19 protein-coding genes and 1 riboswitch are annotated in these 24,818 nt (G+C 66.2%); of the genes, 3 read left to right on the top strand and 16 right to left on the bottom strand.

All coding sequences use genetic code 11. The features are described 5' to 3' along the window. Positions 1 to 69: 69 nt before the first annotated feature. From purU to ACFVTM_RS12800, 12 genes are all read right to left on the bottom strand, one after another. Positions 70 to 1,002: a formyltetrahydrofolate deformylase gene (gene purU / locus ACFVTM_RS12745; RefSeq protein WP_390203831.1), complete on the bottom strand. Its 933-nt coding sequence runs from the start codon at positions 1,000 to 1,002 to the stop codon at positions 70 to 72. Then, entirely contained in the window at positions 999 to 2,465 is a 1,467-nt protein-coding gene (cycA, locus tag ACFVTM_RS12750) for a D-serine/D-alanine/glycine transporter (RefSeq protein WP_390203832.1), read from the bottom strand. The genes purU and cycA overlap by 4 nt, the downstream gene beginning before the upstream one ends. Then, the gene (locus tag ACFVTM_RS12755; RefSeq protein ID WP_390203833.1) at positions 2,455 to 3,291 is read right to left on the bottom strand and encodes a methylenetetrahydrofolate reductase; all 837 of its coding nucleotides are present in this window, start codon (positions 3,289 to 3,291) and stop codon (positions 2,455 to 2,457) included. The genes cycA and ACFVTM_RS12755 overlap by 11 nt, the downstream gene beginning before the upstream one ends. 61 nt (positions 3,292 to 3,352) lie before the next feature. Then, a complete protein-coding gene (gene lipA, locus ACFVTM_RS12760) occupies positions 3,353 to 4,372 on the bottom strand; it encodes a lipoyl synthase (RefSeq protein ID WP_390203834.1) in 1,020 nt (339 codons plus the stop codon). Positions 4,373 to 4,385: 13 nt separating this feature from the next. Continuing rightward, entirely contained in the window at positions 4,386 to 5,798 is a 1,413-nt protein-coding gene (locus ACFVTM_RS12765; RefSeq protein ID WP_390203835.1) for an L-serine ammonia-lyase, read from the bottom strand. Positions 5,799 to 6,035: 237 nt separating this feature from the next. Beyond that, positions 6,036 to 7,358, bottom strand: a complete 1,323-nt coding sequence (gene glyA, locus ACFVTM_RS12770; protein WP_390203836.1) for a serine hydroxymethyltransferase — start codon at positions 7,356 to 7,358, stop codon at positions 6,036 to 6,038. Beyond that, entirely contained in the window at positions 7,355 to 7,738 is a 384-nt protein-coding gene (gene gcvH, locus ACFVTM_RS12775; protein ID WP_390203837.1) for a glycine cleavage system protein GcvH, read from the bottom strand. Before gcvH ends, glyA begins: the two co-directional genes overlap by 4 nt. A 296-nt stretch (positions 7,739 to 8,034) precedes the next feature. Continuing rightward, positions 8,035 to 9,171 (bottom strand): glycine cleavage system aminomethyltransferase GcvT, encoded by a 1,137-nt coding sequence (gcvT, locus tag ACFVTM_RS12780; RefSeq protein ID WP_390203838.1) that lies wholly within the window; start codon positions 9,169 to 9,171, stop codon positions 8,035 to 8,037. Positions 9,172 to 9,182: 11 nt separating this feature from the next. Further along, the gene (gene gcvP, locus ACFVTM_RS12785) at positions 9,183 to 12,074 is read right to left on the bottom strand and encodes an aminomethyl-transferring glycine dehydrogenase (RefSeq protein ID WP_390203839.1); all 2,892 of its coding nucleotides are present in this window, start codon (positions 12,072 to 12,074) and stop codon (positions 9,183 to 9,185) included. A gap of 145 nt (positions 12,075 to 12,219) precedes the next feature. Beyond that, positions 12,220 to 12,317: riboswitch (glycine riboswitch) on the bottom strand. A gap of 239 nt (positions 12,318 to 12,556) precedes the next feature. Next, entirely contained in the window at positions 12,557 to 12,820 is a 264-nt protein-coding gene (locus ACFVTM_RS12790; RefSeq protein ID WP_390203840.1) for a hypothetical protein, read from the bottom strand. Next, on the bottom strand, positions 12,817 to 13,620 hold the full coding sequence (locus ACFVTM_RS12795) for a putative hydro-lyase (RefSeq protein ID WP_390203841.1): 804 nt from the start codon (positions 13,618 to 13,620) through the stop codon (positions 12,817 to 12,819). The genes ACFVTM_RS12790 and ACFVTM_RS12795 overlap by 4 nt, the downstream gene beginning before the upstream one ends. Beyond that, on the bottom strand, positions 13,617 to 14,972 hold the full coding sequence (locus ACFVTM_RS12800) for an MFS transporter (RefSeq protein WP_390203842.1): 1,356 nt from the start codon (positions 14,970 to 14,972) through the stop codon (positions 13,617 to 13,619). The genes ACFVTM_RS12795 and ACFVTM_RS12800 overlap by 4 nt, the downstream gene beginning before the upstream one ends. Before the next feature lie 847 nt (positions 14,973 to 15,819). On the opposite strand from ACFVTM_RS12800, the gene ACFVTM_RS12805 reads away from it, so the two are divergent. Beyond that, positions 15,820 to 16,632 (top strand): SDR family NAD(P)-dependent oxidoreductase, encoded by an 813-nt coding sequence (locus ACFVTM_RS12805; RefSeq protein ID WP_390203843.1) that lies wholly within the window; start codon positions 15,820 to 15,822, stop codon positions 16,630 to 16,632. 83 nt (positions 16,633 to 16,715) lie between these two features. Here ACFVTM_RS12805 and ACFVTM_RS12810 read toward each other — a convergent pair whose 3' ends face one another. Next, positions 16,716 to 17,684, bottom strand: a complete 969-nt coding sequence (locus tag ACFVTM_RS12810) for a D-2-hydroxyacid dehydrogenase family protein (protein WP_390203844.1) — start codon at positions 17,682 to 17,684, stop codon at positions 16,716 to 16,718. A 143-nt stretch (positions 17,685 to 17,827) separates the two neighbouring features. On the opposite strand from ACFVTM_RS12810, the gene ACFVTM_RS12815 reads away from it, so the two are divergent. Both ACFVTM_RS12815 and ACFVTM_RS12820 read left to right on the top strand, forming a co-directional pair. After that, on the top strand, positions 17,828 to 19,192 hold the full coding sequence (locus ACFVTM_RS12815) for a glutamine synthetase (protein WP_390203845.1): 1,365 nt from the start codon (positions 17,828 to 17,830) through the stop codon (positions 19,190 to 19,192). Next, positions 19,192 to 20,334 (top strand): amidohydrolase family protein, encoded by a 1,143-nt coding sequence (locus ACFVTM_RS12820; RefSeq protein WP_390203846.1) that lies wholly within the window; start codon positions 19,192 to 19,194, stop codon positions 20,332 to 20,334. Before ACFVTM_RS12815 ends, ACFVTM_RS12820 begins: the two co-directional genes overlap by 1 nt. A gap of 21 nt (positions 20,335 to 20,355) precedes the next feature. Here the strand turns inward: ACFVTM_RS12820 and ACFVTM_RS12825 are convergent, their stop codons facing one another. The 3 genes from ACFVTM_RS12825 to ACFVTM_RS12835 form a co-directional block, all read right to left on the bottom strand. After that, entirely contained in the window at positions 20,356 to 21,183 is an 828-nt protein-coding gene (locus ACFVTM_RS12825; RefSeq protein WP_390203847.1) for an aldo/keto reductase, read from the bottom strand. A gap of 193 nt (positions 21,184 to 21,376) precedes the next feature. Continuing rightward, the gene (locus ACFVTM_RS12830) at positions 21,377 to 23,380 is read right to left on the bottom strand and encodes a VWA domain-containing protein (RefSeq protein ID WP_390203848.1); all 2,004 of its coding nucleotides are present in this window, start codon (positions 23,378 to 23,380) and stop codon (positions 21,377 to 21,379) included. A gap of 38 nt (positions 23,381 to 23,418) precedes the next feature. Further along, positions 23,419 to 24,807 (bottom strand): sigma 54-interacting transcriptional regulator, encoded by a 1,389-nt coding sequence (locus ACFVTM_RS12835; protein WP_390203849.1) that lies wholly within the window; start codon positions 24,805 to 24,807, stop codon positions 23,419 to 23,421. Positions 24,808 to 24,818 lie beyond the last annotated feature (11 nt).

Genomic DNA, 24,818 nt, shown 5'->3' on the forward strand with positions numbered 1-24,818 from the left:
GGCCGTGAGAATGACCGCCCAGGTTTCCAGGCGCAACCGCCAGGATGATCCCTTCGTCGGTTTCATGGCCTAGCGCAAAATGACGGTGCGGTTGCCGAGCAGCAGGATCCGGCCCTCGCAATGCCAGCGCACGGCGTTGCGAAGGGCCGCGCATTCGGCGTCCCGGCCCACCGCCACCAGGTCATCGGCGGTATACGTGTGGTCCACGTCGATGACCTGCTGGGAAATGATCGGGCCCTCGTCGAGTTCGGCGTTGACGTAGTGAGCCGTGGCGCCCACGGTCTTGACGCCGCGGTCGTAGGCCTGGTGGTAGGGCTTCGCGCCCTTGAAGCTGGGCAGGAACGAGTGGTGGATGTTAATGGTCCGCCCTGCCAGCCGGGCCGAGAGCTCATCGCTGAGGACCTGCATGTAACGGGCCAGGACCACGAGTTCCACGTCGAAGGCGTCCACCAGCTCCATTAGCCGGGCCTCAGCCTCGGGCTTGGTGTCCTTGGTGACTGGCAGGTGGAAGAATGGGATGCCGTGCCACTGGACCAGGCCCTCCTGGTCGCGGTGGTTGGACACCACGGCCACGATCTCCACCGGGATGTCGCCGGTGCGTGCCCGGAAGAGCAGATCGTTGAGGCAGTGGCCCATCTTGGACACCATCACCAGGACACGGCGTTTGCGGCCATGCGGTTCCAGCTGCCAATTCATCCCCCACTCCTCGGCCACAGGCGTGAAGTCGCGGCGCAGGTCCTCGGTGCTGAGGGACTCCTGCTCTGAAGAGGAGTCTGGGGAGGAGCCGGTGGTGGCACCCGCGGAAAAGTGGACGCGCATGAAGAAGTGCCGTTGCCCCTTGTCCCCGTACTGCTTGATGTCCAGGATGTCGCAGCCGTGGTTGAGCAGGAATCCCGAGACCGCGTGGACGATGCCCGGCGACTCCACACAGTCGACGGTCAGGACGTGCTCTGCCGTGGCGCCGGGTTCCACAGGAGCCAGGCCGGGGGACTGTGCGGTCACTTCTTCACCTTCTCAAACTCTCGCGCAACAGCTGATGCCTCTTCCTGCGCAAGCTCGGCCTGGAACCGCGAATATCGGGCCAGGTGCGCGGGACGCCTGCGCAGCACGAACCACGCGGAACCGAGCAGGATGAACCAGACCGGCGTGACCAGCAGCGCCAGAAGCGTGTCCGGCTGCGTGGTCAGCGCCCAGAGCACGAAGGCGAAGAACGCGAAGACCACGCAGACCATGGGGACTCCGCCCGGCATCCGGTACTTGGACGCATCATGCAGGTGCGGCCGGCGACGGCGGAAGGACAGGTGGCTGGCCAGGATGATGGACCAGACGAACACGAAGCAGACAGCGGACACGGTGGTCACCATGTCGAAGGCCTTGCCGATGTCCGAGCCGGCGTACATCAGCACGACGCCGGAGAGCAGCAGGACGCAGGAGAGGAACAGGGCGTTCTGCGGAACCCTGCGGCGGGACAGCCTGCTAAACACGCCGGGCGCGTCCCCCTCCTGCGCCAGTCCGTAGACCATGCGGGAGGTGGAGTAGATGCCGGAGTTGGCCGAGGACATGGCCGAGGTGAGCACCACCAGGTTCACGATCGTTGCCGCAGCGCCGAGCCCTGCCAGGGAGAACATGGCGATGAACGGGCTGTGTCCGGCCTGGAACTGGGTCCAGGGAGTGACGGACATCAGGATGATCAGGGCGCCCACGTAGAACAGCAGCACGCGGATGGGGATGGAGTTGATGGCCTTCGGCAGGTTCTTCTCCGGGTCCTTGGCCTCAGCTGCGGTGGTGCCTACCAGCTCAATGCCCACAAAGGCGAACACGGCGATCTGGAAGCCGGCCACAAACCCCATGAACTCGTTCGGGAAGAAACCGCCGTGGCTCCACAGGTTGGAGAAGCTGGCCGGTCCGGCGTCGGAGGTGAACCCGCTGAAGATCATGAACAGGCCCACCACGATCAGCGCCGCGATGGCGATGATCTTGATCAGCGCGAACCAGAACTCCGTCTCGCCGAACGCCTTCACCGTGGTCAGGTTCAGGAGCAGAAGGATGGCGATGGTGGCCAGGCCCGGGATCCACAGCGGCAGCCCCGGCCAGAGTTCCTTGGAGTAGCCGGCGATGGCGATGACGTCCGCGATTCCCGTGATCACCCAGCAGAACCAGTACGTCCAGCCGGTGAAGAAGCCGGCCCAGGGCCCGAGGAGGTCCGCTGCGAAGTCGCTGAAGGATTTGTAGTTCAGGTTGCTCAGCAGCAGCTCGCCCATGGCCCGCATGACGAAGAAGAGCATGAAGCCGATGATCATGTAGACGAAAATGACGGAGGGCCCGGCCGCGGAGATGGTTTTGCCCGAGCCCATGAAGAGGCCGGTGCCGATGGCGCCGCCAATGGCGATCAGCTGGATGTGCCGGTTGCTGAGCTGCCGCTCAAGATGAGGCTCCTGGTGGGAAGTTACGGTTTCAGTTGTCACGTGCTGCTCCTGGAATCAATGCTGTCTGGAGTGCTGCTGGGAGGGACGCCTGCCCCTGTCCGCCGGGAACAGAGTCAAGGCTGTTGAAGCTGTAGAGATGAATGCCCGCGAGCTTGCCAGGCTGGCTTTCCAGTCCGGACACCAGGCTTTGGGGCGAGTAGCGGTCGCCGCTCAGGAGTTTGCGGGCCAGCGGGCCCTTCCGGCTGAGGAACTTCAGGGAACTTCCGACGCCGATCTGCGTCGCCAGGGAGACCAGTTTGGTCCGGGGCACGGACCCCGCCACCCCTGCCCAGACGGGCAGCTCAACGCCTTCGCGGCGCAGGAGCGCCGCGTAGTCAAGGATCGTCTCCGGGGCGAAGCACATCTGGGTTACAACGTGCGAGGCCAGGTGCTGCTTGGCCAGGAGGGCGTCCAGCATGTCCACGGGGCCGGCGGAGGGGTGGCCCTCCGGGTAGCCCGCGATGCCTGCCCGCATCATGCCGCCGGAGTACTGGGCGATGTCTTCCAGCAGCGGGAGGGCGGACCGGTAGGGTCCGGCCTGCTGCTTCCGGTCCCCGCCAATGACAAACACCTCGCGGATGCCAGCAGCATCGCAGTCGCGGAGGATTCCGGTCAGCTCGGCCCGGTCATGCAGGCTCCGGGCGGCGAGGTGCGGGATGACGGTGTAGCCCAGCACACCAAGCTGCACGGCGGTGCGCATGGTCCGCTCGATGCCGTGATGGGGCAGGCATGTCACCGTGAGCGTGGTGGTCAACGGCACCAGGTCCGTGACCCGCTCGACGATTCCCTCGGAAGGGATGATTTCTATTCTGATGGGGAACATCATTGGTCCTCTCAATGCATCAGGTGTTTGGGCATCAGGTGTTGGGGCATCAGGTGTTGGGTTGTCAGGCCGTAGCCGCGAGCAGGGAGCTTGCTTCCTGGCGGGTGCTGCCGGAGTCCTGGATGCCGTCGGCGATGTGGGCGAGTTCGGCGGGGATTTCCCGGCCCTTCTTGCGCATCGCGGTGGCCCAGAGCCGGCCGGCGCGGTAGGAGGAGCGCACCAGCGGCCCGGACATGACGCCGAGGAAGCCGATCTCGTCCGCCTCGTTTTGCAGGTCCACGAATTCCTGCGGCTTGACCCAGCGGTCCACCGGCAGGTGCCGTTCGGAGGGGCGGAGGTACTGGGTGATGGTGATCAGGTCGCAGCCGGCCTCGTGCAGGTCCCGGAGGGCCTCGGAGATTTCCTCGCGGGTCTCGCCCATGCCCAGGATCAGGTTGGACTTGGTGACCATGCCGAGCTTGCGGCCCTGGCTGATGACGTCCAGGGAGCGGTCGTAGCGGAACGCCGGGCGGATCCGCTTGAAGATCCGGGGCACGGTCTCGACGTTGTGGGCGAAGACCTCGGGCCGGGAGTCGCAGATCGCCGCGATGTGTTCGGGCTTGCCGGAGAAGTCCGGGATGAGCAGTTCGACGCCGGTGCCCGGGTTCAGTTCGTGGATCTTGCGGACCGTCTCGGCGTAGAGCCAGACGCCCTCATCGGCGAGGTCGTCGCGGGCCACGCCGGTCACGGTGGCGTAGCGCAGGGCCATGGCCTGGACCGAGCGGGCCACCTTGGTGGGCTCGAACATGTCCACCGGGGAGGGCTTGCCGGTGTCGATCTGGCAGAAGTCGCAGCGCCGGGTGCATTCGGAGCCGCCGATCAGGAAGGTCGCTTCCTTGTCTTCCCAGCATTCGAAGATGTTCGGGCAGCCGGCCTCCTCACACACCGTGTGGAGGCCTTCCTTCTTCACGAGGTTCTTGAGCTGGACGAACTCGGGGCCCATCTGGACCTTGGCCTTGATCCATTCCGGCTTACGTTCCACCGGTGTGGCCGCGTTTCGCTGCTCAATGCGCAGCATCTTCCGGCCTTCTGGTGCCAGTGTCATAGTTCTCTTTCCTTCAGCATTCGACGACGTTGACGGCGAGGCCGCCCATGGCCGTTTCCTTGTATTTGGAGCTCATGTCCTTGCCGGTCTCCCGCATGGTCACGATGACCTCGTCCAGGGAGACCCGGTGGGTGCCGTCGCCCCAGAGGGCCATCTTGGCGGCGTTGATGGCCTTCGCCGCGGCGATCGCGTTGCGTTCGATGCAGGGCACCTGGACCAGCCCGCCGATGGGATCGCAGGTCAGGCCCAGGTTGTGTTCCATCGCGATCTCCGCGGCGTTCTCCACCTGCGCCGGCGTCCCGCCCATGACTTCGGCCAGCCCGGCGGCCGCCATCGACGACGCCGAGCCCACCTCGCCCTGGCAGCCGACCTCGGCGCCGGAAATCGAGGCCTGCTCCTTGTAGAGCACCCCGATGGCACCGGCGGTGAGCAGGAACTTCACCACCACGTCGTCGCGGTCGGCCTGGGTGGCGTTCTCCATGCCGGGGGCGAAATGCAGAGCATAGTAGAGCACGGCCGGGATGATCCCAGCGGCGCCGTTCGTCGGGGCGGTGACCACGCGCCCGCCGGAGGCGTTCTCCTCGTTCACGGCGAGGGCGATCAGGTTCACCCATTCCTGCCAGTACTTCGGGTCCCGGAAGTCGGGGTCATGGTCCCGGCTCTCCTTCAGCAACCGCTCGTGCCAGTCGGGGGCCCGGCGGCGGACCTTCAGCCCGCCCGGCAGCAGGCCCTCGCGCCTGAGGCTGGTTTCCACGCAGCCCTCCATTACGGAATGGATATGGAGCAGGCCCGCCCGGATCTCCTCTTCGGTGCGGTTGTCTTCCTCATTGATCCGCATGACGTCACTGATGCCCAAGGACGTGTTCTGGCAGTGCTTGAGCAGCTCCGCCGCGGTCCGGAACGGCAGCGGAAGTTCCTTCTTGGATTCATCGAGTTCCTGCTGGGCGGCGTCTTCCTCGCCTTCGCGGACGATGAAGCCGCCGCCGACGGAGAAGAACGTGGCGCTGTGCACGGTTTCGCCAGCGGCGTCGGAGACCGTGAATGTCATGCCGTTGGTGTGCCGGGGCAGGATGGTCAGCGGGCGCAGGACCATGTCCTTCACCCCGTAGGGCAGGGGCACGGCCCCGGCCAGCTGCAGGGTGCCGGTCTCGGCGATCGTGGCCAGCCGGCCCTCCACTTCCTCGGGCAGGATCAGCTCGGGGTGGAATCCCTCCAGCCCAAGCAGGATGGCGGTCATGGTGCCGTGGCCGTGGCCCGTCGCGGCCAGGGAGCCGTAGAGATCCACCCGCAGCGACGCCGTGTCCGCCAGCTTGCCAAGGGATTTGAGTTCTTCGGCGAAGACGGCTGCGGCACGCATGGGGCCAACAGTATGAGAGCTCGAAGGCCCGATCCCAATAGAAAAGAGATCAAAAACACCAACAGCCATGGCCGGGTTCCTAACTGGGTATATGTGGTAACAGAGCGGTGGGTGAGCTGCCCCCGAGGGGCCGGCGGAGCCGGGCTTTTCGAAAGCGTGCGTCAGTAAGCGGGGGCCCACACCGACAGGGTTCCCTGGCCGAGCTTGCGAGGCTAGGGGGACGGTGGGGAGAAGGAGCAGCACGCGTGAAAAGTCCGGTCCGCCGGTCCCGGAGCCAGTCCGCGAACGGTCTGGCTCCGGGAATGGTCAGGCGAGGTCGGCCACGCCTGGGTAGAGCGGGTGGGCTTTGGCGAGGGCCTCCACGCGGGCGCGCAGGCCCGAGAGGTCCGCGCCGGCGTCGGCGGTGAGTGCCTCGGCGATGATGTCCGCGACCTCGGCGAAGGCCGCCTCACCGAACCCGCGGGTGGCCAGCGCCGGGGTGCCGATCCGCAGCCCCGAGGTGACCATCGGCGGACGCGGATCAAACGGCACGGCGTTGCGGTTGACCGTGATGTCGATCGCGGCGAGCCGGTCCTCGGCCTCCTGGCCGTTGAGCTCGCAGTCGCGCAAGTCCACCAGGACCAGGTGCACGTCGGTGCCGCCGGAGACCACGCTGATGCCCTTCGCGGTCACGTCCGGGCGGACCAGCCGGTCCGCGAGGATCCGGGCACCGGCCAGCACCCGCTCCTGCCGCTCCCTGAACTCTTCGGACGCGGCGATCCTGAACGCCACCGCCTTGCCCGCGATCACGTGCTCCAGCGGGCCGCCCTGCTGGCCCGGGAACACCGCGGAGTTGATCTTCTTCGCGACCTCGGCGTCGTTGGTCAGGATGATCCCGCCGCGCGGACCGGCCAGGGTCTTGTGCGTCGTGGAGGTGGTGACGTGCGCGTGCGGCACCGGGGACGGGTGCAGCCCGGCCGCGACCAGCCCGGCGAAGTGCGCCATGTCCACCATCAGGTACGCGCCCACCGAATCGGCGATCCGGCGGAACTCGGCGAAGTCCAGCTGCCGGGCATACGCGGACCAGCCGGCCACGATCAGCGCCGGCCTGTGTTCCAGGGCCAGGGCCTCGACCTCGGCCATGTCCACCGTGTGGGTGTCCTGACGGACCTGGTACGGGACGACGTTGTAGAGCCGGCCGGAGAAGTTGATCCGCATCCCGTGCGTCAGGTGCCCGCCGTGCGCCAGGTTCAGGCCCATGATCGTGTCCCCCGGCCGGATCAGGGCGTGCATCACCGAGGCGTTCGCCTGCGCGCCGGAGTGCGGCTGCACGTTCGCGTATTCGGCGCCGAACAGGGCCTTGACCCGGTCGATCGCGAGCTGCTCGATGACGTCCACGTGCTCGCAGCCGCCGTAGTAGCGCTTGCCCGGGTAGCCCTCGGCGTACTTGTTGGTCAGCACGGAACCCTGCGCCTGCATGACGGCCCTGGCGGTGTGGTTCTCCGAGGCGATCATCTCCAGCCCGTCCCGCTGCCGGCCCAGCTCGGCGTCGATCTTCGCCGCGATCTCCGGATCCAGCGCGGACAGGTCCGCGTCCAGGGACGCGGAGACCACCTGCGCGAAGCCGGTTTCGGTCACCGCGGCGCTCACAGTTCGCCGCCGTTCGCTGCCGCGTACTCCTCAGCAGACAGCAGCGGACCTTCCGCGGTCACCGCCACCTTGAACAGCCAGCCGGCACCATACGGGTCACTGTTGATCAGCGCCGGATCCGACACAACATCATCATTGACCGCCACAACCTCGCCGGTCACCGGGGCATACAGATCCGAAACCGACTTCGTCGACTCCACCTCACCGCACGTCTCCCCCGCCGTCACCGACGAACCAACCTCCGGCAGATCCACATACACAATGTCACCCAGGGCATCAGCCGCCACAGCGGAAATACCAATCCCCACTGGGCCTGACCCATCAACAGCAACCCACTCGTGCTCGGCGGAGTACTTCAGTTCAGCAACTACTTTGCTCATTTCAATTCCTTTAATCTCGTCTGAATAAAAATCTGCGGTCGGTTTGAATGCCAGGTGACGGCAGGCGGCTCATCCCCAGCACCTTTGGCCTTCGAAGGCGCTTCCTAAGATGCCTGGAACGGGAGGCGGGCCGACCTTGAGGGCCGGTTGGCCGCGGTTTTCGAAGGCGCCCCTTTCGTGGAGGCTCCGTCGGGGTCCGGCATCCGGAAGCTTGCGTCTAAGGGAGCGTCACGTCCGCCCAGCGGGCGTATACGCGACCGAGCACGCGGAGGATGTCGGTCCCGACGGGGGCCGGGCTACTTTTGGCGCTTGTAGAACGGCAGTGCCACCACTTCGAACGGCTCTGCCTTGCCGCGCAAATCGATGTCCAGGGCGGTGCCCGGTGCGGCGTGTTCGACGTCGACATAGGCCATGGCAATGGGGTAGCCCAGGGTGGGGCTCGGCTGCCCTGAGGTCACTTCGCCAACAACGTTGCCCTCCTTGAGGACCGCGTAGTGGCTGCGGCCGGCGCGGCGGCCCAGTCCCTTGAGGCCGACCAGCTTGCGGCCCCTGGTGGACCCGACGCCGGCTGCCTTCAGATCGCCCAGTGCGGGTTTGCCGACGAAGTCCGATTCCTTGGCGAGCGAGACAACGGGCCCCAGGCCTGCGGCATAGGGATTGCCTTCGCGGGAGAGCTCATTGCCGTAGAGCGGCATGCCGGCCTCCAGCCGCAGCGAGTCGCGGCAGGCCAGGCCGGCCGGGACGAGCCCGTGGGCGCTTCCGGTTTCCAGCAGCTTCTCCCACAGGCCCGGAGCGTCGTCGTTCGGCACGTAGATTTCGAACCCGTCTTCGCCGGTGTAGCCGGTGCGGGCAAGCAGCAGCTCCTGCCCGTTGATCTGGACTTCAACAGCCGCGTAGTACTTCAGCTCAGCCACCAGCGAATGCTGCTCAGCCGGAACCAGCGTCAGCAGAATGGCCTCTGCATTCGGTCCCTGGACTGCGATCAGGGAGGTCTCGGCGGAGGCGTCCTCGACGGTGACGTCGAACCCGCCTTCTTTTCCGGCACCAGCCCTCTCGGCCAAGGCCGCGGCGACCACCACGGCGTTGCCGGCGTTCGGGACCACGAGGTACTTCTCCTCGCCTCGACGGTACGAGATGAGGTCATCGATGATGCCGCCGTCCTCGTCGCAGATCAGCGAGTACTTGGCCTTGCCGACGGTGACCGCGGACAGCTTCCCGGCCAGGGCGTAGTCCAAGAAGGCTGCGGCATCCGGGCCGCTGACCCAGACTTCGCCCATGTGGGAGAGATCGAACAAACCCGCCGCGTTGCGGACCGCGTGGTGCTCGGCGAGTTCGGAGCTGTATTTGAGCGGCATCTGCCAGCCACCGAAGTCAGTGAAGGAGGCGCCGGCTATTTTGTGCTGCTCATAGAGAGCGGTGTAGTTCTCAGTCATCGGGATACTCCTTAGTTCTCGAATTCGGAAAGCGGCGGGCAGGAGCAGACCAGGTTCCGGTCGCCTGCGGCGCCGTCGATGCGGCCGACGGGCGGGAAGTATTTGTCCTGCCTGAGTGCGTGCACGGGGAACACGGCCTGCTCACGCGGGTACGCCCGCTCCCAGCCGGAAGATACGACGGCGGCCGCCGTGTGCGGTGCGTTGCGCAGCGGGGAGTTCTCCACCGTGAAATCGCCGTTGGCGACCTGGTCGATCTCCTGCCGGATGGTGATCATCGCCTCGATGAAACGGTCAATCTCCGCAAGGTCCTCGGACTCGGTAGGCTCCACCATCAGGGTGCCAGCCACCGGGAACGACAGCGTGGGCGCGTGGAAGCCAAAGTCGATGAGACGCTTGGCCACGTCCTCGGCGGTCACGCCCGTTTTGGCGGTGAGTTCGCGCAGGTCCAGGATGCACTCGTGGGCCACCAGCCCGCTCTCCCCGGTGTAGAGCACCGGGTAGTGCTCATCCAACCGCGCCGCGACGTAGTTCGCCGCGAGCAGAGCAGACTTGGTGGCCTCGGTCAGGCCCACACCGCCCATCAGCTTCACGTACGCCCAGGAAATCGGCAGGACACCGGCCGAGCCGTAGCGGGAGGCGGAGATCGCAACTCCAGTTCCCGGTTCGATGGCGCAGGCCTCGTGCGCGGCCTTGTTGGCGTCGCCCGGCATGAACGGGGCCAGATGCGCCTTGGCCGCGACCGGGCCCACGCCGGGTCCGCCGCCGCCGTGCGGGATGCAGAACGTCTTGTGCAGGTTCAGGTGGGACACGTCGCCGCCGAACTTCCCCGGCTGGGCGAGGCCCACGAGGGCGTTGAGGTTGGCGCCGTCAACATAGACCTGTCCGCCGGCCGCATGCACCGAATCGCAGACCTCGCGGACGTCGGCGTCGTACACACCGTGGGTCGAGGGGTAGGTGATCATGATCGCCGACAGGACGTCCTTGTTGGCCTCGATCTTGGCGGTCAGGTCCGCGTGGTCGATCGTGCCGTCCGAAGCGGTGGCCACGACCACGACCTTCATGCCGGCCAGGACGGCGGAGGCGGCGTTGGTGCCGTGCGCGGAGGCCGGGATCAGGCAGACGTTGCGCTGGGCATCGCCGCGGGAGAGGTGGTAGCCGCGGATGGCCAGCAGGCCGGCCAGTTCGCCCTGCGAGCCGGCATTCGGCTGGATCGAGACCTGGTCGTAGCCGGTGATCTCAGTCAGGTCCGATTCCAGGCCCTCGATCAGTTCCCGCCAGCCCTCGGTCTGGGAGTCCGGGGCGAAGGGGTGGATGGAGGCGAACTCCGGCCAGGAGATGGCCTCCATCTCGGCCGTGGCGTTCAGCTTCATGGTGCAGGAGCCCAGCGGGATCATGGTGCGGTCCAGGGCGAGGTCGCGGTCCGAGAGGCGGCGGATGTAACGCAGCAGCTGGGTCTCGGAACGGTGTGTGTTGAAGACCGGGTGCTGGAGGTAGTCGGAGGTGCGGACCACGGATTCGGGCAGGTCGAAGCCCTTGGCCTCCACCACCGGACCGGCGCCAAAGGCGACAACCACCGCGGAGAGGACCTCCGCCGTCGTGGTCTCATCGACTGACACGCCAACTGTGTCCGCATCGATGAAACGCAGGTTGATACCGCGGGCCTCGGCAGCGTTGATGACCTTCCGGGCCTTACCCGGAACGCGGACCGTGACAGTGTCGAAGAAGGATTCGCTCACCAGTTCCCGGCCGACGATCTTGAGCGTGGCGGCGAGGGCCCGGGCGTTGTTGTGGACGGTCTCGGCGATCGCCTTCAGGCCCTCGGGACCGTGGTACACGGCGTACATCGAGGAGACGATGGCCAGCAGGGCCTGGGCGGTGCAGATGTTGGACGTGGCCTTTTCGCGGCGGATGTGCTGCTCGCGGGTCTGCAGTGCCAGCCGGTAGGCGGGGACGCCGGCGTTGTCCTTGGAGACGCCAACAATTCGGCCAGGAAGCGTGCGTTCCATGCCCTCGCGCACCGCCATGTAGGCCGCGTGCGGGCCGCCGAAGAACAGCGGCACGCCGAAGCGCTGCGTGGAGCCGACGGCGATGTCCGCGCCCTGCTCGCCCGGAGGGGTGATCAGGGTCAGGGCCAGAAGGTCCGCTGCCACGGTGACCAGGGCGCCGCGTTCCTTGGCTTGTGCGATCACGGCGGACTGGTCCCACACCCGGCCGGATACGCCCGGCTGCTGGAGGACGACGCCGTTGATGTCTCCGTCGGGCAGGCCCTTGGAGAGGTCGGCGACCTCAACCTCGAAGCCTAGCGCCTCGGCGCGGCCCCGCACGATCGCGATGGTCTGCGGGAGGCAGTCAGCATCAATGACTGTTTTGCCGTCGCGGGCACCGGCGTTCTGACCTGCGGACTTATTGGCCCTGCGCATCAGGAGCACGGCCTCGGCGACGGCGGTGGCCTCGTCCAGGAGGGAGGCGTTGGCGACCGGCAGCGCCGTGAGGTCCTGGACCATGGTCTGGAAATTCAGCAGCGCCTCGAGCCGGCCCTGCGAGATCTCCGGCTGGTACGGCGTGTAGGCCGTGTACCAGGCCGGGGCTTCGAGGATGTTGCGGCGGATCACCGGCGGCGTGACAGTGTCGTAGTAGCCTTGGCCGATCATCTGCACGGCCGTCTTGTTCTTGGAAGCCAGCTTGCGCAGCTCGGCCAGCACCTCAACTTCGCTGAGGGCGCTGTCCAGGCTGAGCGGCTTTTCCTGGCGAATGGAAGCGGGGACTGCATTGTCAACGAGGCCGTCTACACTGTCGTAGCCGACGGCCTTGAGCATGGTGTCGATGTCTGTCTGGCGGCGCGCACCGATATGACGGTCTGCGAACGTGGACGGGGACGATTGAATCGTCATGAGGAACTCCATAATTCAGGTGGCACAAAGCGCCACGATGATTCGGGTTCCTCCCCGCTCTGTATTGGACCTGAGAGTTTCCGCGTTGCCTGCTGTTTAGCAGGCGCCACTTGCACCGTCGGTGAGCCCGGTTTCCCGGACTGCTTTCCAGAGTTGCCTTGCCGCGGCGGTACGTGGGCCTGAGAGATTCCTGGGGAGGATTTGCTCCTACGGCGCCTGCTGAACGTACCGGCAGGACTCTCCCGCCGCAGATCATAAGCCGTGCCACTGGTGGGTGACACGGCTCACACATTACTTGGTGCGCGGGCCGGTTGCAAGATGCGGGTCCGTCTGAGGCGTTGGTTGACGATAGCAACCGAGCTCCTCGCGGTCCACGTCCGGGAGCCCGGGCGAACAACGGTGCGGAGCTTTTGCAGTTGCTGGCGATGGTCGAATCAACGGCAAGCGGACGACGGCGGGAAGTCCCGCCGTCGTCCGCTTGCCGCTTGCTGCCCTTACAGTCTTTGATACTCCGGAGCCGCCCACCGGGCATCTGCGGAATCGGCCTTGCGTGCCGGGTGGCCGGCGTACGTCCAGACACATGGCCGGCCGGCCTCGCTCGGGAGGAGCTGGCCTTCGTACAGCGAGATGCTCGCTCCCGCCGGGCTCTGCCAGACTCCGGTCAGTTCGCAGTGGGTGCCGGTGGCTTGCCGCCGTGGCGCCGAGAGGTTAATGATCCTGCGCGCCCGTTTCTCGGCAACGGGAAGTCTCTTCTTCATGATGACGCTCCTGTCCGTTCCCGGTAGGTACTTTCGGGAACATCAGTGATGAACATGTGTCCGGGGGCGTGGCTGATGGCGAAGGCCGGCCTAGATGCCGTCACTGCGCTCTGCGGTGTCACACCGCACGCCCAGAAAACCGGCACTTCCCCCGGCCGGATCTCCACCGCATCGCCAAAATCGGGGCGGTTGATGTCGGCAATGCCGAGGTCCCCGGGCGCCCCGACGTGAACCGGGCTGCCGTGGACCTTGGGTACTTCCGACGTCACCCTGATGGCCGTTTCGACCAGTTCGGGCGGCATCGGGCGCATGGAAACCACCATCGGTCCGTGGATTCGTCCCGCAGGCGTGCACTCGATTCTCGTGCGGTACATGGGGACGTTGCGTCCGGTTTCGGTGTGCCGGAGCGGGACGCCCTCGCTGGCGAGTGCGGCTTCGAAGGTGAAACTGCAGCCGATGAGGACGCCCACCATGTCATCACGCCAGACCGATGCGACGTCCGTAACTTCGTCGGCAAGTTCGCCGTCCACCCAGACCCGGTAGGCGGGGATGTCACTGCGGATGTCAGACCCTGCGGCGAGGGCGCTCTCGTACTGCCCCGCGGGGATGACGTCGATGAGGGGGCAGGCTTTGGGGTTGAGCCGGCAGAATTCGATGAATTCGTCGGCGTAGTCGGCCGTCACAGCTATCAGGTTTGCCTGGGTGTAGCCGTCGCTCCATCCGGAGGCGGGAGTGACCAGGCCGTTGCGAAACTTCAGGCGTGCATCGGCGGGTGCCAGGCGTGCGTTGGCCTGGTTCATCGGGACTCCGCCAGCTCAGTTGAAGACTGGAGGTACTCCTGGTCCTCGGCAACGTCGGAGTCCCGTCCCAGGGCCAGGCCTACCAAGGTCAGGAGGCAGGCAACGCTGAGGTAGATGGCCACCGGGACCCAGCTGTTGAAGGTGCCCAGCAGGAGGGTGAACATGAACGGTGCGATGGCGCCACCGATGATTCCGGCGAAGGTGTAGGCCAGCGAGCTGCCGGTGGAGCGGAGCCGCGGCGAGAACTGTTCAACAACGAAGGCCGCCTGGGGTCCGTACATGAACGAGTGGCAGAGCAGGCCCAGCACGGTTCCCACGATCAGCATGACCGGGGACCGTCCTTCGAGGACGATGAAGAACAGGTATCCCCAGACGGCGGCGGCCACTGCGGCGATGGCATAGACCAGCCGGCGGTTGATGCGGTCAGAGATGGCCCCGGCAAGCGGCATGGTGAAAATCTGGAGTGCCGAGCCGATGAGGACGGCCACCAGCACTTGGCCGCGGTCGAAGCCAAGTTTCTGAATGCCGTACGTGAGCATGAAGACTGTGCACATCGCGTAGATGACGTCCGGGCCGATGCGGCTGAGCATGGCCGCGACGAGGGGCCGGCGCTGGGTTGCCAGGACTTCGCGGATCGGGGACTTGGGTTTGTCTCCCCTGGCTTCCATGGCCTTGAAGATCGGGGTGTCCTCAAGCTTGAGCCGGATCCAGAGCCCGAAGGCCACCAGCAGTGCCGAGATCAGGAAGGCGATTCGCCAGCCGAAGTTCAAGAAATCCTCTTCGGACAGGGCCATAGTCAGGACGGCAAGCACGCCGTTGGCCATCAGGTTGCCGGCGGGCGGGCCGATCTGCGCGGCGGATGCCCAGAAGCCGCGGCGGCTCGGGTCACCGAATTCACTGGAGAGCAGGACTGCCCCGCCCCACTCGCCGCCGACGCCGACACCCTGCGCGAAACGGAGGAAGACCAGGATTGCGGGGGCGATGACACCGATGTTGCCGTAGGTGGGAAGAAGGCCGATGAGGAACGTGGCGGCACCGATCAGCACGAGCGTGATGACCAGGATTTTCTTGCGGCCGACCTCGTCCCCGAGCCGGCCGAAGATGATGCCGCCGACGGGCCGGGAAATGTAGCCCACCGCGTAGGTGGAGAAGGCCAACAGGGTGCCCGTGACGGGGTCTGAAGCCGGGAAGAAGATCAGCGGGAAAACGATCGCAGCCGCCGCGGAGTAGACGGCGAAGTCATAGAACTCCAGCGCGGTTCCGGTCAGGCTCGCCGCGAAGGCCTTGTACATGCCCTTGCGCCCCACAACGGGTTTCGGGTCAGCGGGGGCCATTACTGATGGAGCGGCCATTTGTACCTCCATGAAGAGTGTGGATGTCATCCGAGTGCGGGCGGATGGTGTTGGTGCGCCCTGCCTGTCCCGGCTTGCGGCGTTGCAGGTGGGGACATTGGGGTGTGTGTGCGGCTACCGTGATGCTGCGGAAGTCGTAACTGCGATCAGTTGTTGGATTGTTGAACAATCCGGATTGTTGAACAATTTACGCGACGCAGATCACACCGTCAAGGGGTTGAGGGTGTGCAGTCGTTTTCGCAATTGCCGGATTTAACCGGATTTAGGGCGCGGAAGCGCTACTTCGAAGCTCCGGGCGGCATGAAAGACGACGGCGGGACATCCCGCCGTCGTCGTTTTAATTCTTGTGGCTTTGCGCCTGTCTACCCCGGTGGAGGAAGGGCGCCATATGTATGTGGCATTGAATGAGGATTGGTCGGCCGGTCCTCGTCGGATGAGGAGGGCTCCCTGGTGTCGTAGCTGCGCGCGGTCCGCAGGTTCCGGGATCGCTTGTACAGGCCCACTGCGACCAGGCCGAGGCCAGCGGCGAGAAGCGCGAGTCCTAGGACGAACGCTGCCGCCGCGCCCTGTCCGGCGCTGCCCGAGAACACCTCAAACAGAGGCATCGGCAGCGTGAACACCGTGGCCGCCAGGAATATCAAGCCCGCTGCAATTTGCCATGTCCCCTTGGACTGCATGGTTCCCCCTCCATGTTTGCGTGTCAGCCTTGCCACCCAGTAAACCCGACACGTACCTATTTGAACAGGGCAGACCCAGGGCACCGACAGGGGAAGACGCGGCGGGGCCAAGGCGTGAGGCCCGGCCTATCATGGCATCACGGGACGAAATGTAGGCGGGGCCGCTGAACATGACCAATGAACGCAAGCGCGACGACGCGCCGACGGGAAACGTGGCGCTCGTGACCGGCGCGAGCCGAGGGGTGGGCCGGGGCATCGCACTTGTCCTTCTGGCCGCGGGGTTCCAGGTTTACGGAACCGGCCGCTCGATCGACCAGGCCGACCTGCCGCGGGAGATCGTGCGCCTGCGCTGCGACCACCTCAACAACGACGAGACGGCCCGCGTCTTTGATGCCATCCGGTCCGGGAGCGGCCGCCTCGACCTGCTCGTCAATTGCGCCTGGGGCGGCTACGAGAAGATGGTCGAAGGCGGCGCGTTCTCCTGGCCTGCTCCATTCTGGGAGCAGCCGCCGCACCGCTGGACCGGCATGATGGACGCCGGAGTCCGCGCCGCATTTGTCTGTTCGGCGCACGCGGCGCGCATGATGACGCCGCGGCGCCGCGGCCTGATCATCAACATCAGCTTCTGGGCGGCCCAGCGCCACCTCGGCAACACGATCTACGGCATCGCCAAAGCGGCGACGGACAAGATGACCTCCGACATGGCCGTCGAGCTCAAACCGTTCGACATTCCGGTCATCGCGCTCTACCCCGGGCTTGTGCGAACCGAGGCGGTCCTGGCCGCGGCCAAAAGCGGTGCGTTCGACCTCTCGACCAGCGAAAGCCCCGAGTTCATCGGCCGGGTGATCAATGCGCTGTTCCATGATCAGGACCTGATGGCGCGGACCGGCCAGGTACTCATCGCCGCGGCCGTTGCGAAGGAGTTCGGCGTCCTGGACATCGACGGAAAATCGCCGCCGGCGCTGACACTCGCGGACCTGTAGGATGCTGACCTCTACGGTGAGTCGGACGACGGCGGGATTCCCGCCGTCGTCGCCCTGCCGGACCGCACGCCTGTTGCGAGGTGCTACTGCTGGCGGGTCAATTGCCGGACCGGGGCGCCGGCCAGCCATGCTTTGACGTCCTCGAGAGCTCCGCCGTAGAACTGCGCGTAGCTCTCGTAGGTGACGTACCCCAGATGGGGCGTCAGGACAGTGTTCGGGGCGGACAGAAGCGGATGGCCTGCCGGCAAGGGTTCCTGATCGTAAACATCGACGGCGGCGCCCCGGATCCAGCCTTCTTCGAGGGCGCGGATCAGGGCAGGCTGGTTCACCAGGGGTCCCCTGGCCGTGTTGATCAGCATTCCGCCGGGGCCCAGCAGCCGCAGTTCGGCTTCACCAACCGTCCCCTCGGAGCGCTGGGACAGGCGAAGGTGAAGTGTCACGATGTCGGATTCCCGGAAGAGTTGGTCCTTGCTGACCTTCCGGACCCCTGCCGCCTCTGCAGTCGCCGCATCCAGGTTCTGGCTCCATGCCAGCACGTTCATGCCGAAAGCATGCGCGTACGCCGCCACCTTGTGGCCGATCTTGCCCAGCCCGACTATCCCCAGGGTCTTGCGCGCGAGTTCAAAGCCAACAGTGTTCTGCCAGCGGCCGGCCCGGAGCGCGTTCTCTTCAGCGGTCAGGTTCCGGGCCAGCGCCAGGAGCAGCGCCCACGTCAGTTCAGGGGCGGCCGACGGCGACCCGCCCGTTCCGCAGACGGTCACACCGCACTCTTCCGCCGCGGCGAGATCGATGGCGGCGTTTGCGGCGCCGGTGGTGATCAGCAATTTCAGCCGAGGCAGGTTCGCCAGCACAGCTCGCGGGAACGGAGTCCTCTCCCGCATGGCCACAATGATGTCGAAGTCCAGCAGGGCCTGGATTACGGCGGACTCCGAGGCGAATGGCGTGCTGAAGACGGTGACGCTGACGCCGTCCGCACCCACGGAAGTCCAGTCCGCATAGTCGGCAGAGACCTGCTGATAGTCATCCAGAATGGCCGGCCGATACTCGGTCATATTGGTTCAGTCCCCTTGTTCCAGACGAGTTTCCCCGGGAGGGGCATGGGCTTCCGGCTGTCCGTCGGATACCCGTAGCCCCGTGCGATCCCAGTGTAGAGGGGTGCCTTCCCTTGGACGGGGAGGGGCCGCATGATAGGCGCATGACCCAATTCGCATCAGCCGACGAATCCGCCGTTGCGAAAGCCCATCGTGAGCTCGAAGCTGCCGGCGTCCGCACCGTGATCGGCACGGTGGTGAATCATTCGGGCATCACGCTGGCCAAGAGCGTTCCGTTGGCGCGGCTCGAACTCTTCCACAAATCCGGGATGGGCGCTGCGCCCGTCTGGCATGTCTTCACCATCGACGGCGGGATCGCGTTCACGGACAGCATCACCCCCGTTGGCGATATGCGCCTCAAGATCGATATCGCAGGACTCCGTGTCCTGCCGGGCGGCCGGGCATGGGCGCCCGCCAACCTTTTCGAACAGGACGGAACCGCCTCTCCGGCCTGCGCCCGCGGCGTTCTGGCCGACGTCGACGGCAGCCTGGTCGGGGCCGGATACACAGCACTCGTGGGCCACGAACTTGAATTCTTTCTCGTCGCCCCAGATGGTTCAGCGCTGGAAACGGCACCCTGGGTTCCGTACGGGGCAACCGGCCTCCTAGACCGATCGGAATTCGTCGATGATCTGCTGTCAGCGCTGAACCTGGCCGGCATTCCCATGGAACAACTCCACGCCGAGTACGGCAGAAACCAGTTCGAGTTTTCCCTTCCCCCTGCCCCGCCGGTTCAGGCCGCCGACGCCGTGGTCCTGGCCAAGGTCATCGTTGGCATCGCCGCCAGGGCCCACGGCATGCAGGCCTCCTTCTCCCCGTTGCCCTTTTCCGGCACGGTCGGAAACGGCGCCCACCAGCACCTTTCGTTCCAAAAGAACGGCACGCCGCTATTCTCCGGCGGCAGCGGACCGCACGGCATCTCCGCCGAGGGAGGCGCTGTCATTGGAGGAATCATCGCAGGGCTCCCCGAGATCCAGGGTTTCCTCACGGGTTCAATTTTGTCCGGAAGCCGCTTGGCACCCGGCACATGGTCGGGTGCCTACTTATGCTGGGGCCTGGAAAACCGGGAAGCCTCAGTGCGCTTTTTGAACGAGGGCCAGAGCAATCCCCACGGAGCCAACGTCGAGGTGAAAATCATCGACCCCTCGGCAAACGTGTACCTGGCCTCCGCAGCCATCCTTGCGCTCGCCCTTGACGGCATCCGCGGCGGACAAAGGCTTCCGGCAGAGATCCCGGGTGATCCCGGACGGCTTTCGGACGACGAACGGCACCAAGCCAACATCCGGCTGCTCCCAAACTCCCCCGCCGCCATCATCGGCACGCTGGACAACTCACGCCTTGCACGCGGGCTCCTCGGAGACGCGATCGTCGATGCCACGGTGGCCGTCCGGCGCTACGAACAGCAAATCTCCGCGGAACTCGCGCCGGACGAGCTCGCCGAACGCTTTCGACTTGCCTGGTCGATCTGATGGCGGGCAGTTCCTTCCCGGACTTCGTCGAACAAGTCAGCCTGGTTGACCACCACGTGCACGGCGCGTTTCACGCCGACGGTGACGAGGCACGCTTTCAGAACTCGCTCAACGAAGGGAACACCGAACCACTCGCCAACCCCTGGGACGCCTACAACACGCAGATCGGACTCGCCATCCGACGCTGGTGCAGCGGCATTCTTGATCTGCCGCGGCACGCCTCACCGGCGGACTACTGGAGCCGGCGTGCCGAGCTTGCAGAACATGAGCTCAGCCGGCGCATGACCCGCGCTGCCGGGGTCAGCGACTGGCTGATCGATACAGGATTGGATGCCCCCGACTACCTCGGCCTGGCCGGCATGGCCGAGGTCTCCGGCGGGCGCACCCACGAGATCGTTCGGCTGGAACTGGTCGCCGAGTCGCTGATCGGGGAGCTCGCCAGCCCGGCAGATTACGTCGACGAGTTCGGCCAGCGGATTCACGAGCTCACCCGCAGCGCCGTGGGCGTCAAGACAGTTCTCGCCTACCGCACAGGATTCGACCAGAATCTGAGCCGGCCGACCCCCGATGCGGTCACCGACGCGGCCCGCCGCTGGCAGGAGAACCAGCACGCCGGCACCCATGCGAAGCTCACCGACGTGACCCTCATTGCCCACGGGATCCATACGGCGGTGTCGATGGAGCTTCCAGTGCAGTTCCATGTCGGATTCGGTGACCGCGACCTGGACCTCCACAAAACCAATCCCCTGTACCTCCTGGACTTTCTCCGGTCCGCCGACGTCCGGGACACACCGATCATGCTGCTCCACTGCTATCCGTTCGAACGCGAAGCCGGCTATCTGGCCCACGCCTTTGAGAACGTCTACATCGATGTGGGCCTTGCCGTGAACTTCACCGGGTCACGGAGCAGGGCTCTGGTGGCCCGCTCATTCGAGCTGGCCCCCTTCACCAAGATCCTGTACTCCTCCGATGCCTTGGGCCCCGCCGAACTCCACTACCTTGGCGCGCGGCTGTGGCGCAACGCAATCATCAAGGTAGTGGGCGGATGGATCGACGACGACGACTGTTCCGAGGCGGACGCCCGCAAGATCGTGCAACTCGTCGCGCGCGACAACGCCCGGCGCGTGTACGCCCTGCCCTGAGCAGCCGCCCCGTTGCGGTGCTTAACCGTTGAATTCGGCCGGGTGGGGGCCGGTGCGGCCGTCCCGCTCGAGGCCGTCCACCACTGCCAACTCGTCCGCCGACAGGTCGAAGCCGAACACGTCCAGGTTCTCATTGATCCGCGACGGCGTGACCGACTTGGGGATGATGATACGTCCCTGCTGCAGGTGCCAGCGCAGAATCACCTGCGCCGGGCTCCGGCCGTGCCGGGATGCGATCTCAAGGATGGCCGGTTCGTCCAGGAGGGCACCCTGCGCCAGCGGGCTCCAGGCCTCGGTGGCAATTCCGTACGCGGTGTTGAAGGCCCCGATATCCCGTTGCTGCAGGGCCGGGTGCAGTTCCACCTGGTTGACCGCCGGCACCGTACCGCCAAGGTCGATCAGCTTTTGCACGTGTTCGGGCAGGAAATTGGAAACACCGATCGCCCGGACCCGGCCGTCGGCCAGCAGCTTCTCCAGAGCCAGCCAGGAGTCCGTGTATTTGCCCAACCCGGGAGCGGGCCAGTGGATCAGGTAGAGGTCCAGATAGTCCAGGCCGAGTTTGTCCAGGCTGGTCTCGAAGGCCGCGAGGGTGGCCTCGTAGCCGAGGTCCGCAATCCAGAGCTTGGAGGTGATGAACAGTTCGTCGCGGGCAATCCCGGACTCCGCCAGCGCGCGGCCGGTGCCGGCCTCATTTCCGTAGATGGCGGCGGTGTCAATGCTCCGGTAACCGGCGGCAAGAGCCGCGCTGACCGCGGCGGTGGTGTCGTCGTCGGACACCTGGAAGACGCCGAAGCCGAGCTGCGGCATCTGGACCCCGTTATTGAGCGTCAAGGTGGGAATGGCGGTCATGGTTTCTCCTGAAGTTGGATCGGGTGAAGGAAGGCCGTGGCCAACGGACGGCGGCCCGACGGGGGCCCGTCCAGAAGTCTGTTCTGGACCGGGGTCGGACGAATTAGCACGCGTACGCTAGTAGTTGCAGGCGCTGTGTTTATTTTTGCACAAAGGTATATAGCGCGCAAGCAACTACTTTGTATCAGCCCGGTTATTGGGCCCAGTCGGCGTCGTCGTAGGGGCGGCCGCGGAAGTGGGCGCGGAGGTATTCCCCCACAACGGCAGCGCCCAGATCCCCAGTCTCGGGCGCCACCATCCGGCCGTCGATTCGGCGGACCATGCGCTGGACGAACCGTTCCAGGCCCGGGTCATCGCCCAGCCGGAAGAACGTGGCCTGTGTGCCCGCACGCCCGAGGCGGTCCAGTTCGGCGACGGTGACGCGGATGGTCTCCGCGTCCGGCGGCCAGCAGAACCACGACTCGCCGTCGGCCAGCAGGTGCGCTGTGGGTTCGCCGTCGGTCACCACCAGGAGGACGGGCTGCATCGACGGGTGCTGGCGGAAGAACCGGCCGGCCAGCAGCAGACCGTGGTGCAGATTGGTTCCCTGTTCCCGCAGGGCCGGCAGGGCCGTGAGCTCGCCAATGTCCATGGTCTGGGCGTAGCGGCCGAACGTAATCAGCTGCAGCCGGTCGCCGCGGAACCGGGTTGAGACGAGGTGGTGCAGGGCGAGCGCGGTGCGTTTCATGGGCACCCAGCGCCCCTCGGCGGCCATCGAGAAGGACACGTCAGCCAGCAGCACGACGGCGGCCTGTGTGCGCGCCTCTGTCTCCGTCACCTGGATGTCCCCCACGGCGAGGCGCAGTCCGCGGCCCGGATCACCGCCTTCGGCGATGGTGCGGCGGATGGCGTTGGTCATGGTCCGGGTGACGTCCCACGGCTCGGCGTCGCCGAACTCCCATTGCCGGCTGGAGCCGGTCTGCTCGCCGGCTGCCCCGGCAACGCGGGTGTCCCGGCGCCCCTGCCGGCCGGAGAGTTGCTTGGCGGTGTCCCGCAGCAGCGATCTGCCGAGCCGCCGCATGGCCTGGGGTGACAGCCGGAGATCCCCATCCGCCCCGCGCCGGAGGTAGCCGCCGTCCTGCATTGCACGCTCGATCTCCGCGAGGGTGCGGGCCGTCACGGCGGCATTCTGTCCGAGCTGGCGGGCGAGGGCGTCCAGGTCGAGGTCGTCGAGGCGTGAGCCGTTGTAGGCCTGGGAGAGCTGTTCGGCCAGCTCATCGAGTTCGGCGATGTCCTGGAGCACACCCGTGCCGTCGCCGAGCCCGAGTCCCTCCTCACCTTCGAAACGTTCTGAACCGGCCCAGTCCTCGCCGGGGCGCAGGGCGCGCAGGCTGGCGTCGAGTTGGTCGAGTTCGGCCATGAGGTCGGGCGAGCCGAACGCCTGCGCGGAGAGCCGCATCAGCTCATCGCGCTGCTCGGCGGACATGGAGCGCAGGAGCCGCTGGGCGGCGGCCGCGCGCTGGGCGAGCGCATCCACCAACTCCTCGACGGATTGTGGATTCTCCGGAAAGAAGTGGCCGTGCCGTGCCATGAACTCCTGGAAGTCCGCGTCGGTATCCTCGCCGCGCCGGTGTTTGCCGAGGAGCTCGTTGAGGTCGCGCAGCATCTCGTTCACGGCCGCGCGGTCCTCATCGGTGGCGTTCTCGAGTGCTTCCTTCATCCCGGCGAACCGCTGGTCAAGGAGTTCGCGGCCAAGCAGATCCTTGATCCGCTCGTAGGCCTCCCGTGCGGTGCTCGACTGCCAGTCATAGGAGGCGAGTTCGTTGACCGCTGCCGCCGTGGATCGGGGCAGGTTCTGCAGCTGCATTTCCCGGAAGGCGCGGTCGTTGTTGTCCATCATGGCGTCGCGGGCGAGCTGCTTGCGCTCCTCCAGCACCGCCGTGTCGAGCAGCTTCTGGACTTCGCTGAGGGTTCCGTCCAGCCGGTGGCGACCCAGGAGTTCGTTCCGGCGCTGCTGAACGCGGCCGGCGAGGTCGTCGAGCCCTTCCCGGCTTCGGCCGCCGCGCCGCAGGAACTCCTGCAGGGCGTGCCGGGGCGAGTAGCCGGCCATGACGTCCTCGGCCACAGCGTCAAGCGCCTCCGCCAGGTCCACGGGCGGGGCGAGCGGATCCGGGCCTCCCGTGTACCGCCCGTACCTGGACCGGTTGTGAGCGCTCATGGGCCCTCCTGTCCCTAGCCTTGAATACCTTGAACTGCTTAGCCGTAGACCGTCGCCTCGTCGTCGGAATCCTTGGAGATCCGCCGGGCGAGGTAGAGGCCTTCCAGGGCAAGTTCGACGGCGGCGGCGCGCTCCCCGTCGTTTTTCGCGCCCAGGCGCTCACTGACGTCGTCGTAGAGGCGGGATCCGTTGAGGGCCGGGAGGTTTTGGAGGAACTCCCGCGCGGTGACCAGTTCGCCGGTGGTCACCGTGGTGTGGCCGTCGAGCGCGGCCACGAGCGGAGCCATGTCCAGGCCCTGAAAGTGCGCCCGCACGGCTTCTGCGGTGGCTGTGCGCAGGAGGTGGTCCAGGACGGCCTGTTCACGCCCTTCCTCGCCCGACTCGAACTCAATCTTCCCCGTGAGGACGTCCACTGCGGCCTCGAGGTCAATGATGCGGGCGACGGCCTCGTCCTCGCCGCGCACGCTGGCCCGGCGCAAGGCCGCCGCGGCGACGGTTTCGGCACCTGCGATGGCGAACCGGGCGGAAACCCCGGAGGTCTGGTTGACCGCCGGAGACTGGCGCAGGGCGCGGGTGTAGCGGGCCAGGATCTCGAGGATGACGGGCGGGACGCTGGCCACCAGCTGCCCCTCTTGCCGGATGACGGCGACCTCGTCGTCCAGCTCTATCGGGTAGTGCGTGCGGATCTCGGCGCCGAAGCGGTCCCTCAGGGGCGTAATGATCCGGCCGCGGTTGGTGTAGTCCTCCGGGTTGGCGGACGCGACCACCAGTACGTCGAGCGGCAGCCGCAGCACGTAGCCGCGGATCTGGATATCGCGTTCCTCCATCACGTTGAGCATCGAGACCTGGATCCGCTCGGCGAGGTCGGGCAGCTCGTTGATGGCGATGATCCCGCGGTTGGAGCGCGGGACCAGGCCGTAGTGGATGGTTTCCGGGTCCCCCAGACGGCGGCCCTCGGCCACCCGCATCGGGTCGACGTCGCCGATCAGGTCAGCGACTGAGGTGTCCGGCGTCGCGAGCTTTTCGACGTAGCGTTCGGAGCGGTGGCGCCACGCCACCCGCAGCCGGTCCCCTTCGGTGAGCACACGGGCCCGCGAGTGTGCCGTGATCGGTTGGTACGGGTGTTCGTTCAGTTCCGATTCCTCGATCACCGGGGTCCACTCGTCCAGCAGCCCGGCGAGGGTGCGCAGGAGCCGTGTCTTGCCCTGCCCCCGTTCGCCGAGCAGGACGACGTCGTGGCCGGCGATCAGGGCACGCTCGAGCTGGGGAAGGACGGTCCGGCCGAAACCGTACATGCCAGGCCAGGGATCGCGGCCGGCGGCGAGCGCGGCGAGCAGGTTGTCGCGGATTTCGCGGCGCAGGTCCTTGTGAACATGGCCGGAGGCACGCAATTCACCAACAGTGAAGATATCGGGGCGTTCACTCACTCCTCTACGGT

The organism is Arthrobacter sp. NPDC058130, from assembly GCF_042884475.1.
In the GTDB taxonomy this organism is placed as follows: Bacteria; Actinomycetota; Actinomycetes; order Actinomycetales; family Micrococcaceae; genus Arthrobacter.